Raw genomic sequence first — 13,152 nt, 5'->3', positions numbered from 1 at the left:
TGTATCATCGTTATGCAACATGGAGGTTATGCATGCATTTCCGTCCCTTGCACGACCGTGTGGTCGTCCGCCGCATCGAAGCCGAGGAAAAGACCTCGGGCGGCATCATCATCCCCGACACCGCGAAGGAAAAGCCGCAGGAGGGCGAAGTCGTCGCCGTCGGCCCGGGCGCGCGCGCCGAGGACGGCACGGTGACCGCGCTCGACGTCAGGGCGGGCGACCGCATCCTGTTCGGCAAATGGTCGGGCAGCGAAGTCCGCATCGACGGCGAGGAACTGCTCATCATGAAGGAGAGCGACATTCTCGGCGTGATCGAGCCGGCAGCGGCGCTCAAACAGGCGGCCTGACGCCGTATCATCCAGCAACTGAAAGGACATCGAGAAGGAGAAAGAAATGGCTGCCAAGGAAGTGAAATTTGCGTCCGACGCGCGTGATCGCATGCTGCGCGGCGTGGATACGCTTGCGAATGCAGTGAAGGTCACGCTCGGTCCCAAGGGCCGCAACGTCGTGATCGATAAAAGCTTTGGCGCGCCGCGCATCACCAAGGACGGCGTCACCGTCGCCAAGGAAATCGAGCTTGCCGACAAGTTCGAGAATATGGGCGCGCAGATGCTGCGCGAGGTCGCGAACAAGCAGAACGACCAGGCCGGCGACGGGACGACAACCGCGACCGTGCTCGCACAGGCCATCGTTCGCGAAGGCTCGAAGGCCGTCGCCGCGGGCATGAACCCGATGGACGTCAAGCGGGGCATCGACCTCGCGGTAAGCACCGTCGTCGACGATCTGAAAAGCCGTGCCAGGAAGGTCGAGGCGAACAGCGAGATCGCACAGGTTGCGACCATCTCGGCGAACGGCGACGAAGAGGTCGGCAAGATCCTCGCGGAAGCGATGGAAAAGGTCGGCAACGAGGGCGTCATCACCGTCGAGGAGGCCAAGAGCCTCGCGACCGAGCTCGAGACGGTCGAAGGGATGCAGTTCGATCGCGGCTATCTGAGCCCCTATTTCGTCACCAATGCCGAGAAGCTGAAAGTCGAACTCGACGATCCCTACATCCTCATCCACGAGAAGAAGCTGTCGAACCTGCAGGCGATGCTCCCGCTCCTCGAAGCTGTGGTGCAGTCGGGCCGTCCGCTCCTCATCATCGCCGAAGACGTCGAGGGCGACGCGCTTGCGACGCTCGTCGTCAACCGGCTGCGCGGCGGCCTCAAGGTCGCGGCGGTCAAGGCACCGGGCTTCGGCGACCGCCGCAAGGCGATGCTCGAGGACATCGCGGTGCTAACCGGCGGCAACGTCGTAAGCGAGGAGCTCGGCATCAAGCTCGAGAGCGTCACGATCAACATGCTCGGCCAGGCGAAGAAGGTCGTCATCGACAAGGATAACACGACCATTGTCGACGGCGCCGGGACGCGGTCGGACATCGACGCCCGGGTCGCGCAGATCCGCCGGCAGAGCGAGACCACGACGAGCGATTATGACCGCGAGAAGCTCCAGGAACGGCTCGCCAAGCTGGCGGGCGGGGTTGCGGTGATCCGCGTCGGCGGCGCCACCGAGGTCGAGGTCAAGGAGAAGAAGGACCGCGTCGACGACGCGCTCCACGCGACGCGCGCGGCGGTCGAGGAAGGCATTCTTCCCGGCGGCGGCATCGCCCTTCTCCGCTCGCTGAAGGCGCTCGAGGGCCTGAAGGCCGCGAACGACGACCAGCAGTCGGGCATCGACATCGTCCGCCGTGCGCTCCGCGCGCCGGCGCGCCAGATCGCCGATAACGCGGGCGAGGACGGCGCGTGGATCGTCGGCAAACTGCTCGAGAGCGACGACTATAGCTGGGGCTTCAATGCCGCCTCTGGCGAATATCAGGACCTCGTGAAGGCGGGCGTGATCGACCCGGCGAAGGTCGTGCGCACCGCGCTCCAGGACGCCGCCTCGGTCGCCTCGCTCCTGATCACCACCGAGGCACTTGTTGCCGAACTGCCGAAGGAAGAGAAGGCCGCGCCGGTGCCGGCGATGGACTTCTGACCAACAAAGGGCGGCGGCGAGTTCCGCCGCCCTCACCCTCAAACCAACCCGAATGTGAGGCGGAAAACGGGATTGGCAAGATCATTGCCGGTCAAGAACCGGGGGCCGCGCGCGGGACTATATGCTCAAAGCCCGGACCCGCTCGCCGGACGCGTCGCGCCCGGCAAAAGCCATGCCGATCGGCAACTCGACGGGCATGGATCAGGGGAAGTCGATAGGTTCGGCGATATTCCGCGCGAGCGCGAGCGACGTTCGGATACCAATCTGGAAGCGCAACGCGAGACCGGAACAATGTGCGCTTCGAAAGGGTTTGAACGCAAATCTTAAGCCCTCTTCAGGCAGGTGTAGCCATGGTTCGAACCACATCTCGGCAGCCGGCGCCGCGTCCGGGGAAATGGTGTTAAAGCTCCAGAACATCATTCTTGAAATGATCGCAAAGGGCGATCCGCTGGGCGACACGGCCGCGCGGCTGTGCCTCGAAGCGGAAAAGCTGGTCCCAAGCGCGATATGCTCGGTCCTGACGGTCGATAGCGCAGGCATCATCCACCCTCTCGCCGGTCCGAGTCTTCCTGCCGACTATTCGGCGGCGCTCGAAGGCATCAAGATGGGTCCCACCACCGGGTCCTGCGGCACCGCCGCCTATTTGCGTTCGGAAGTTACGGTAATCGATATCGCGACCGACTCGCGGTGGGCTGACTATCGTCATCTGGCCTTGCCGATCGGGCTTCGCGCCTGTTGGTCGAGCCCGATTCTCGATGCCGCCGGCGAGCCCGTCGGGACGTTTGCATTCTACTATCGCGAATGCCGCGGGCCGACCGAAGCCGAACGGGAGATCGTCCGCCAATGCGAGCATCTTTGCGCCATCGCCCTCGACCGCGAACGCCGGATGCAGGTGCATCGGCAGCGCGCCTTCGTCGATTCGCTCAGCGAATTGCCGAATCGCGCCGCCTTCAACGCGGCGCTGGGCGCGCTCGACTGCGGCACGCCGGGCGATTGGGCGCTGTTCGTCATCGACCTCGACAATCTGAAAGTGGTGAACGACACCTTTGGCCATCATGCCGGCGACTGCCTTCTCAAAGTCGCGGGGCAACGCATCGCCGCGGCGGTCGCGCCGAACCCCACCTTCCGTATTGGCGGCGATGAATTTGCCGCGGTGTTGCAGTCGGCGGACAGGCTGGCGGACCTCGACCATACGGCCGAGTCAATTTTGGCCGCTCTTGCCGAGCCCGCGGAGTGCGCGGGCCATGTGGTCATCCCGCGCGCCACGATCGGCGGCGCCGCGCTGACCGCCGGCGACCGGGTCGCGGAGCGCGTGCGCCAGAACGCCGACTTTGCCCTCTACCATGCAAAGGAAACGGGACGCGGAGGGTTCGTGCGCTACTGGCCCGGCCTCGGCACGAACATTACGCGCCGTCTCGGCAATATCCGCGATGTCGACGCGGCGCTCCGCGATCATCGGATCGACGCATATTACCAACCCGTGGTGCGGCTGGATACGCGCGAAATCGTCGGTCTCGAAGCCTTGTGCCGTATGCGCGTCGGCAGCCGGGTCGTCGCGGCCGCCGATTTCCAGGAAGCGACCAATGACGTCCATGTCGCGATGGCGATGACGGAACGGATGATGGCGCTCGTGGCCGCGGACGTTCGCGCCTGGCTCGACATGGGTATTCCGTTCCAGCATGTCGGCATCAATGTTTCTTCGGCGGACATGCATGGGGGGATGCTCGACCGCCTCCTGGCAGACGCGTTCAAACGCGAGAATGTGCCCCTCGAACATGTGATCCTCGAAGTGACCGAGACAGTCTATATGGGCGAAGGCGACCGCCAGGTTCAGCGCGCGGTCGAAGCCCTTCGCGCCAAGGGGCTGCGCGTCGCGCTGGACGACTTCGGAACCGGATATGCGTCGCTGACGCACCTGCTGACGGTGCCCGTCGATATCATCAAGATCGACAAAAGCTTCATTGCCCGCCTCGCGCCGGGCGACGCGAGCATGGCCATCGTCGAGGGCCTTCTCCAGATCGCCGGAAAGCTCGATATCCGCGTCATCGCCGAGGGTATCGAGACCGAGGATCAGGCGCGCCAGCTGGGTGCCGCGGGCTGTCATCACGGCCAGGGTTATCTATATTCGGAGGCGGTCGATCGCGATGCCACGACGGCGCTGCTGTTGAAGCACGCGCAGGGCACGGCGCGGCCCGCGCCGCTGCAAGCCGGCGCGCGAAAGGCAATCGCGCGTCATTGACCGGGACAGCATTGGCTGGGACAACCGGCGACGAGCGGCCGCTTCGCCCGCGATATGACTGTGTCTTCGGGCGCGGAGCCTCCCGGCGCCAGTCCGACAGATCGGCCCGTGCAGGGCCGGTTCGAAATCCGCACTTGGGCGTCGGCCAGTTCCGGAAAATCCGGAGCGAAGGCGGCGATCGCTTGATCTTGCGCTGCTTCTGCCTCCGGCACGTCCCGCCGAAATTATGCTATGCTCGCTGTTCCCCGACCGGTCCGGAGGTCGATATGAAATCTATATCCTTCACGCTGACGACGATCGCGCTCACCGCCTCGCTTTTGCCGTCCCATGTTGCTGCGCAAACCATGCGGGAGGAGCAGGCGACCGCCGAAGGCAATGCCGGATTTTTTATCGAGCCGGTCGCTGAACGCCGGGTCACCTCACTGCCCGAAGGCGAGTTATACTGGCAGGTGCAGACTTTTTCCTCGCTGGAGGAGGCGACAACGATCGCCGCGTCCATCGGCCGTCATGCGCTTGCAGCATCGGCCGCAGGGCGGCACTGGCTGTTCGTGCTCGGGCCCGCAGCCATGCCCTCATATGGCGGCGCGACGGTCGCACGGATTGGTCCAATCGCCGCTCCCGCCGCCAAAATCTATCTGCTCCGCGTCAATCTTGCCGGAGGGCCGCCGGGATCGAAGACGCCTGTCCACAGCCACCCCGGCGCGGAGGCGATTTACGTTCTGCGGGGCGAGGTATCTCAGCGGATGGCGCATGGAATGGAGGTCGCCGCGGCGGGCCAGACGCTGAACGCCCATGCGCCCGAGATGGTCATGCAGCTCATCAGCACCGGGGAGCGCGATCTCGAGCAACTCGTCCTGTTCGTCGTCGATGCCGCGCGCCCCTTTGCTCCGTCGGCGCAGTTTGAAGCTGGACCCGATTAGGTCGATGGGCGCCCGCCCCTCTCAGCACGCGCGGGAATATCCTCCACCACCCAAGCACAGGCGAGGCGCTGCGAGGCATCTCGCCTCCCAAACACAACCGCCGAACCCGGCCGGTAACGACCAGACCGCTTTCCAATCGGAAGACGGCGGAGGGGGATGGCCCCTCTCGCGGCGTGTCGCAAAGAAAAAACGGGATAATTCGTCGCGCCGGCGGGCGGTGGGGAGGTTGTTCCAGCTCGAAGCGACGATCGCGGCAAGAAGCCAGGCCTTGCCCGCCGCTCCCGTCGAGGCGAAAGTCGCTCGCCAGCTCCACCTGCCATCAGCCGTGGCATCGACGCTTGTCTCAAATGGCGAATTCGCCGCGTGCAGCGAAATGGAAACACTATCTGGCAAGCCTCATCTTCTGACCGCGACCTTCATCGTCTGGCGTCAAGATGACGATGAATCGCGTCGGACACGGGCAGGACGTGGTGGATTATTCCCATGGTGGGACCTAGAAGATTTTGCTGATCGATCCCACCACCGTGGGTTTCCCTTGCGGATCGCGCGAAGTACGGCTCGAGTCGATATAGGCGAGGCCAATGGAGAACCCCGCCGCCTCGCCGTTCAAGCCGAGCGACCAGTCGAGCTTCCGGTTGCCGAACGCGCCATCTTCGACACCAATGTTACCGATAAGGGTCAAGGGCGACGTGCCAAGCGCAAGACTGGCATCGAGCCCTAGGTAGAGATTGTCAATATGGCCGATGTTCGCCTGGGCGGGGGCATAGGATATCGTGGCGCCGGCTTCGACCGGGCCGGCAGCGCGTGAAGCGCGCGCGGCAAACTCTGCATAATTGTCCGACGAAGCGCCCGGATATAGATAATAGGCGGCCATGATGTCGAATGCCAGACCGCCACTTTCGGCGGAATATCCGAGCGAGATCTGGTTTTCGAGGTCGGCGCCGCCATTGTCGGCGATCGTCGCCGCCCACAGCGCCGCGTAGAGGCCTGCATCATGTGTCGCGGTCAGATTTGCCTGCGCCGAAGGCTTTTTGTCGCTCAGCGAAATCCCGCGGTAGCGGTAGTCGGTAACCGCGGCCAGGGACAGTTCGACGTCGATCGGCGCAGGGGACGCAGCTTCCGTTGGTTCGCCGCGCGCGGTGGCGACGCACGCGGCGATCGAAGCAAGCGCGATGGCTGCTCGGAAAGCGGACTGAAAACGCGTGATCTCAAGCCGCATCAGCGCCAATTGCTTCATCGCATGACGCCGCCTCGACGCTCGCGAGCGGTAGCCGCACCACTGCGCGCGAACCACAACCCGGCCCATCGCTCTCGAGAGTGATCGACCCTCCATAGGCATTCAGCGTATTCGCGCACCAATGGAGGCCAATCCCACCCCGGTGTTTATTGCGGCCTGACTGGCCGCGTTCGAATAAATGCGCAGCCTTGCCGCGTGCGAAGCCATCGCCGTCGTCCCTTATGGTCACGCGAACGAACTTCTCCGGGTCGCCCGGATCGCCGACGGCGTCGATCCCAATCTCTCCGTGCCCGCGGCCCGTTGCCGCGATGGCTTCGACTGCATTGGTCAACAGATTGTCGATAATCTGGGCCAGGAGCACGCGCGGCATCGCAATCCGAAACCGCTCGTGCGCTGTGAACTCGACGTTCACGTCCGCATCATGGCTGTGGCGCGCGATGGCGGAGGATGATCCGATGACCGGCGTAAGATCGCAACTCGCCGGCGCCTCGACGAGCGAGCGGTCGGTGGCTCGGACTGCCGTGATCGCTTCATCGACATGGCCTACGCTGCGGAGCGCTTCGCGCACATCACTCCGATGTTGCGTCAGGTCGGCCTGGAGCTTTTCCATGGCGGCCTTGACGAAGGCGACGAGGTTCGTCTGGCGCTCGGGCGATGCCGGCTCCGCCAGCTCCTGCAAGGCGCGTTCGACCTTCTCTTCCGCCGGAAATCGAAGCCGTTGATCGAGCTTCCCCAAAATCGCCTGGACCGGGCTGATCGCGTTTCGCACATTGTGCATGATATCGGTCGCGCTCTCGTTCTTGCCGATCGCGAAACTTTGCGCTTCGACTTTCGCACGCAGACTCTCAAGTTCGTCGGTCATCCGATTGAATTCACGATAAAGCGCGCCGAGCTCGTCGCCGCGTCCTGCGTCGGCGAAATGTTCGAGATCGCCGCTCGCTGTAATATGCGACACATGGGCCTGGAACGCAGCCACGGGGCGGATCAACACGTCGCGCAGACGCCAGTTCAACAAGAGGATCATGGCGGTCAGGAGGAGAGCCACGCCGCCAACGGTCAGCCAGAGCAGATTGCGCCCTTCCTGGTGCAGCGACCGCGGAACCGAGAAGCGGACGGCCGCTACAGGTTCGCCGCCGAAGCCGCCGATGCGCTCCACGATCGAGACGCGGCCTGCCGAGCGCGTGACCGTCGGAACATCCGTCGCACCATAGGGCGCTATATGTGCTGGAAGCTGCAAGGCCTCCGCGATGTCGGCATCGCTGAGAATCTTGCCCATGACCAGATAGCCTTGAGGGGTGCCCGTCTCGTCGCTCCGAAGCACCTGCGCGCCGGCGACGACGAGGACGCGGTCCCCGACGCGCATGAACCCGGTCTTGACCTCGGCGCTGCGCATGATCGCGGCGAAGCGCGGGTTTGAGACCTTTTGCTCGAAGCGCGATGCCGCGGCGAGGTCGGGTTCGCCGCTTTGCAGATCGAAAAATATCGTCTTGCCGAGGCTGCCGTCGAAGCGGACGAGGCTCATGGCGGAAATTTCGATATTGCGCATCGAACTCAAATTGAGATTGGCGTCTTCATAGGCCCGGTTGGGCGACCGGAGATATTCGAAGCTCTCGTCCCACACCGCCCAGTCGAGCGCGCGCGTCTTGGCGGTATCCTCGAATAGCTGGAGCATCGCCTTGCTTCGCTCGACATGCCCCTCGATTTCCTTGGTCTCCAGCCGCGAAAAGCGATCGTCGATGACCGTGCCGAGAAGGAGCAGAATGGCGACGAGGCCAAAGAGGCTGTATGCGAACAGATTGAGCCCGAGACGCCGGCTCAACGATGCGGTCAGATAATATTTGATGGCGTGCGCCCCGCCCACGGATCAGCGCCTCGACCGCTTCGCGGTAACGGCGTCGTCAGGAGCCAGAATCGTCGGGACGCCGGCGCGTCCCGCCAGATAATATTCGCCGGTCTGGGCGAGCGGCACGCCCTTGCCGAACAGATAGCCTTGCATGTGCGAGCAGCCGATGACGCGCAGTGCCTGGCACTGAACGTCGGTTTCGACGCCTTCGGCAATAACGTTGAGGCCGAGACCGCGAGCCAGCTGCGTTATCGAATTGACGATCGCGGCGGCGTCGGATTCGACCCCGAGACCATCGACGAAGCTCTTGTCGATCTTGATGCAGTCGAGCGCGAAGTTCTTCACGCTGAGCAGGTTGGAATAGCCGGTCCCGAAGTCGTCGAGCGCGACGCGGAATCCAAGGCGCTGAAGCTCGGTAAGGGTCGATGAAGCCCGGTCGATATCGTCAAACATCGCCGTTTCGGTCACCTCGATCTGAACTTTGTCGAATGGCGCGCCGAGACGGGTCGCGGCCTCGCAGATGGTCGAAATGAAATCGGGACGCTTGAACTGCGCCGGCGAGAAATTGATCGAGACGATGAATTCGGGCCAGCTGCGGCTGTCCGCTAGCGCCCGTTCGAGGACCCAGTCGCCGATCTGGTGGATGAGCGCCGTCTCTTCGGCGATCGGGATAAAAACCGCGGGCGGGATCTCGCCGTGGACCGGGCTGTGCCAGCGCAGCAGCGCCTCGAACCCGATCGGAACGAGGCCGTCGCGCTCGATGATCGGCTGATAATGCACGGTCAGTTCGTCGTTGGCGACCGCCTGGCGCAGCGCCACCTCGATCGTCTGGCGGAACTTGGTGCTGGCGTCCATTGCCGCATCGAAGCGGCAATATTGCTGGCGTCCGCGCCGCTTGGCCTCGTACAGCGCAATATCGGCGAAGCGCAAAGCATCGTTCGCATCGCGCTCGGGAAAATCCTCGGCCCAAAGCATTCCGATGGAAGCCCCAACCTGGACGCTGTTGCCGTAGATCATGAAATTTCCCGCGCACCGGGCAATGATGCGTCGGCAGACATCTTCGGCGTCTTCGACCGATGCCGTCTCGAGGATGACGCCGAACTCGTCGCCGCCGAGCCGGGCCACCACGGTTCCCGCCGGCACTTCCTCGCGGATCGTTTCGTAGATCGTCTGCAAAAGATGGTCGCCGGCCCCGTGGCCGAATGTATCGTTGACGGTCTTGAAGCGATCGAGATCGAGGAGCCCGAGCGCAAAAGCCCTGTCTGCTCCATGGACCTTCGCGTTCAGCGTCTGCTGGAAGGCAAGCCGGTTCGGTGCGCCGGTCAGGAAGTCGTGGAGTGCGGCGTGCCGGGCCCTGGCTTCGCTTTCCGCCAGTTGGTCGATCTTTTCGCGCAGCATCTCGATCTGGCGGGCATCGACATCCCAGCGGCGCGACAGGGCGATCGCCATCTGCTGGATTTCGTCGGCGGAAAAAGGCTTGGAGATATAGAAAATCTTGTCGGGCGGCCCGGCGACGAGCGATATGTCGGTGACATCATGGTCTGAATAAGCCGAGACGATGACCAGATTGATATTCGGGTCGGCGGCCCGAATCCGCCGCGCCGTCTCCCGGCCGTCGATACCGGGCGGCATGCGAACGTCGAGAAACGCCACCTGGAAAGGGCGCCCGGCGGCGACTGCCGCCTCGACTTCGGCGACGGCCTCGAGCCCTTGCCGGCAATAGGTGATGTCGGCGGGCTGCGCGATAGACACGCCCGCGCCAGCTGGCGTTGCGAACAGGGCCTCGCCGAGCGCATCGAGCGCGGAGGAATGGTTGTCGGAATCTGGAGCGAGGATGTGACGATAGGCGTCCAGAATTGCCTGCTCGTCGTCGATAGCTAGGATACGCATACCAATGGGATAGCGCTGCGATTCTTAATTTTTTTGTCAATGATCCATGTTAAGCGGGGCCGGTCTCGGGGCTCTCGGACGAGGCAAAATTGCCGCTCGGCATCGCGACGAAAGAACTCGACGCGCCGGTCCGGGAAAGATGTCGATGCGCCACCCCGACGACGCGATGGCACTTCCGATGATGACCACCGCACCCCCGCGAATTCCCGCACACCGCGATGCAAAAGACCCCGAAACGATCGATACCGCAGCAATGGCGGTATCCACGCACGCATCTATTGCAGCGGGAACGGCGAAGGAGGCATAATCGTCGGTCGCATTATCGGACATGGCCCAAGCTTTTGTTAACCTTGCCAGCGCAGATTCCGGGCGGGGGCATGAAGCGGCATAGCCTTGCGAATGGAGAGTTCGCGGTGCTCGAACGCAGGACAAGACCGACATCGGTTGCCGGACCGCTGGGCCCGCTTACGATTGACGATCTGCCATCGTCATGCACGACCTATTGGGTTTCGCGTCGCAAGACTGAGGTCCTGGCCGCGATCGATGGCGGAATGCTGGCGCTCGAAGATGCCTGCAAAAGATATCGCCTTAGCGCCGAGGAGCTAGCGGCGTGGCGGCGCTCGATCGATCGCGCCGGGGTTCCGAGCCTCCGCATTACAAGGATTCGAGAATATCGGGGCCGACATATCGAATAGAGAATGGGCGCCGTACGTCCCCACAACGTGCGGCACCCCGAGGACGGCGCGAGCAGACTGGTCCCTCTCGCGCCGTCCTTTCGGTTCAGCGACATTTGAGCTCGCCGCGGTCGACCGCCCTGCCGAGGAGGCCGCCACCCGCCGCGCCGATGATCGTGCCGACGGTGCGGTCTCGCCCGCCATCCAACTCCCGACCCACGAGCGCACCGACCGCTGCGCGACGATCAGTCCCGTGGTGCCATTGTCGCGGCGGCAGTGGTAACGGCCGTCCTTGGTCCGCCAGATGCGATCATTGTGCGACAGGCGTCGGGGTTCATAATAGCGGCCATAACCATCATAAAGGCCGCGATCCTTGGCCCGCTTCCCGTGCGCTGGAGCCCAAGGCGGAGGATCAGCAAGCACCGGTGCCGCGGGGATAGCGAGTGCCGCGAGGACAGCGGCGGCAATAATCTTCTTCACAACCCGTCCCCCACATTTGACGATCCGAAAATATCCAACGCGCGCGAACAGCTGCTGAACGAGCCAAATGCCTCTCGCATCCGGTCCGGCAATTTGCAGATCTGGCCGCAGATTGACGACGCCGTGCCCAAGCATGGGAGAACTGCCGATCAAATGGGCACATTGTTGATCGAGGACACGCGGCAGGCCGGCGTGGGGTAAATCTCTCTACCTCGGAAACAACCGCCTGTCGCCTCAACCTCTAAATGAGTGCCAGTTGGAGACAGAAGCGCACACAACCCCGGCGACCTGACCGATTTTGTTTCCGAATGACGCAATTCGTGTGCGTACAGATGCAATGCCCGGCTCGGCATGCTACTGAGTTGATGACAAAAAACGGAGATAATGGTGCCGATGCAAACCGTTTTGGTATGCGACGATGATGAGTTGCTGGTCGAACTCCTCAGCCACCGGCTTGGCAGTCGGGGATACCGCGTCGTCGTCGCGAGCGACGGCGGCGCCGCAGTAGTACAGGCGGCCCAATGCAGCCCCGACGCGATCGTGCTGGACATGATGATGCCCGTGCTCGACGGCCAGCAAGTCTTGCGTCGCCTGAAAGCCGATGTGGCCACCGCCGACATTCCGATCATCATGCTCACCGCGCGGCGCCAGGAACGCGATATCGTCGGGGCGCTCGAACTCGGTGCCGATGATTATCTAGTAAAGCCCTTCATTCCGGAAGAGTTGATGAGCCGGCTGGCTCGCCTGATGGCGGCCCGCCGGTGATGCGGCCGCTCATCCTTGCCTTGGCAATCGGCTACGCCGTCCCGGCGGCGGCGCAGGAACCCGCGCGCAGCGTTTATGATCAGGCCGTTGAAGCCCGGCTCGCGGGCGATCCGGCGCGCGCCGTCGCGTTGCTCGAGCCGCTCGTCGTCGCCGATCCCCGCAATAGCGATGCACAGGTGCAGTTGGGACTGGCCCACCTCGCATTGGGGCAACTCGATTCGGCGGAGGTAGCGTTCAAATCCGCACTCGCCATCGCGCCCGGCTATGGCGACGCGCAGATCGGTCTCGCCCGGATCGCCCGGCGGCGAGGCGATCGAGCCGGAGCGCTGCGCGTGCTCGATGCCGTGGGCGCGGACAATTCCGAGGTCGCCGCGCTTCGCCGCGAGCTTGCCGATGCTCCGTCCGAGCATCGCTGGCAGGTCGACATGGACGCCGCATACAGCTGGCTGGATAGCCCGCAGCCCGAATGGCGCGAGCTGGCGATTCAGGTCCGCCGCACCGCAGCCGCAGCCACGATCGGAGCCCGCATCGAATATGCCCGGCGCTTCGACCGCGACGACATCTATGGCGAGGCGCAGCTCGATTATCGTTTGTCCGACGCCGCACGGGTGTATGCGACGCTGGGAGGCACGCCGAATGCCGACTTCCGCCCGGAATGGCAGCTGGGTCTGGGCGGCTCGCTCCGGATCAAAAGCGGCCCGAATGCAACAATATTGACGCTCGATGGCCGGCAGTCCCGTTTCGCCGTCGGCGACGTGCAGAGCCTGACGCCCGGTATCGAACAATATGTCGGCGGACGTTTTTGGCTTTCGGGCCGCTGGATCAACCTTTTCGACGAACGCGGCACGCATCGTTTGGGCTTTCTGGTGCGCGGCGATATTCAGGCCAGCGAGCCTCTACGCCTGTTCGCGGGCTATAGCGACGCGCCCGATACCGACGAGGGCGTTGTCGTCGATGTTCGCAGCCTTTTCGGCGGGGCCTCGCTCGATCTCGGACACCGTCACCTGCTACGCGTGGCCGTGGCGCACGACGATCGCGCGACGGGAGCAGACCGGACGCAGCTCACGGTGGGCTTCGGGCTGCGCTTCTGA

10 protein-coding genes and 1 pseudogene are annotated in these 13,152 nt (G+C 63.7%); 7 read left to right on the top strand and 4 right to left on the bottom strand.

What is annotated here, in order from left to right; all coding sequences use genetic code 11:
• Positions 1-32: 32 nt before the first annotated feature.
• The 4 genes from groES (at position 33) to VSX79_RS06430 (ending at position 5,172) form a co-directional block, all read left to right on the top strand.
• Positions 33-347, top strand: coding sequence for a co-chaperone GroES (gene groES, locus VSX79_RS06445; RefSeq protein WP_326914870.1), 315 nt, complete (start codon positions 33-35; stop codon positions 345-347).
• 46 nt (positions 348-393) lie between these two features.
• Positions 394-2,013: a chaperonin GroEL gene (gene groL / locus VSX79_RS06440; protein ID WP_326914869.1), complete on the top strand. Its 1,620-nt coding sequence runs from the start codon at positions 394-396 to the stop codon at positions 2,011-2,013.
• 121 nt (positions 2,014-2,134) lie between these two features.
• Entirely contained in the window at positions 2,135-4,252 is a 2,118-nt protein-coding gene (locus VSX79_RS06435) for a putative bifunctional diguanylate cyclase/phosphodiesterase (protein WP_326914868.1), read from the top strand.
• 134 nt (positions 4,253-4,386) lie between these two features.
• A complete protein-coding gene (locus VSX79_RS06430) occupies positions 4,387-5,172 on the top strand; it encodes a hypothetical protein (RefSeq protein ID WP_326914867.1) in 786 nt (261 codons plus the stop codon).
• A gap of 493 nt (positions 5,173-5,665) precedes the next feature.
• On the opposite strand, the gene VSX79_RS06425 is transcribed toward VSX79_RS06430, so the two are convergent.
• The 3 genes from VSX79_RS06425 to VSX79_RS06415 all read right to left on the bottom strand — a co-directional run bounded on the left by VSX79_RS06425 (position 5,666) and on the right by VSX79_RS06415 (position 10,142).
• The gene (locus VSX79_RS06425; RefSeq protein ID WP_326914866.1) at positions 5,666-6,409 is read right to left on the bottom strand and encodes a TorF family putative porin; all 744 of its coding nucleotides are present in this window, start codon (positions 6,407-6,409) and stop codon (positions 5,666-5,668) included.
• A complete protein-coding gene (locus tag VSX79_RS06420; RefSeq protein WP_326915229.1) occupies positions 6,381-8,081 on the bottom strand; it encodes a CHASE4 domain-containing protein in 1,701 nt (566 codons plus the stop codon). Before VSX79_RS06420 ends, VSX79_RS06425 begins: the two co-directional genes overlap by 29 nt.
• Positions 8,082-8,273: 192 nt before the next feature.
• Positions 8,274-10,142 (bottom strand): EAL domain-containing protein, encoded by a 1,869-nt coding sequence (locus VSX79_RS06415; RefSeq protein ID WP_326914865.1) that lies wholly within the window; start codon positions 10,140-10,142, stop codon positions 8,274-8,276.
• 218 nt (positions 10,143-10,360) lie between these two features.
• On the opposite strand from VSX79_RS06415, the gene sciP reads away from it, so the two are divergent.
• Entirely contained in the window at positions 10,361-10,837 is a 477-nt protein-coding gene (sciP, locus tag VSX79_RS06410; protein WP_407697261.1) for a CtrA inhibitor SciP, read from the top strand.
• 85 nt (positions 10,838-10,922) lie between these two features.
• Here the strand turns inward: sciP and VSX79_RS06405 are convergent.
• Positions 10,923-11,296 (bottom strand): annotated as a pseudogene (locus VSX79_RS06405) (glycine zipper 2TM domain-containing protein).
• 393 nt (positions 11,297-11,689) lie between these two features.
• Here VSX79_RS06405 and VSX79_RS06400 point away from each other — a divergent pair.
• Together VSX79_RS06400 and VSX79_RS06395 are read left to right on the top strand one after the other, a co-directional pair.
• Positions 11,690-12,061: a response regulator transcription factor gene (locus VSX79_RS06400; protein ID WP_326914863.1), complete on the top strand. Its 372-nt coding sequence runs from the start codon at positions 11,690-11,692 to the stop codon at positions 12,059-12,061.
• The gene (locus VSX79_RS06395; RefSeq protein ID WP_326915228.1) at positions 12,061-13,152 is read left to right on the top strand and encodes a YaiO family outer membrane beta-barrel protein; all 1,092 of its coding nucleotides are present in this window, start codon (positions 12,061-12,063) and stop codon (positions 13,150-13,152) included. The genes VSX79_RS06400 and VSX79_RS06395 overlap by 1 nt, the downstream gene beginning before the upstream one ends.

Source organism: Sphingopyxis chilensis (assembly GCF_035930445.1).
GTDB classification, from domain to species: Bacteria; Pseudomonadota; Alphaproteobacteria; order Sphingomonadales; family Sphingomonadaceae; genus Sphingopyxis; species Sphingopyxis chilensis.
Note: the sequence above shows the minus strand (reverse complement) of the source record. Positions and strands in the feature narration are given on the sequence as shown.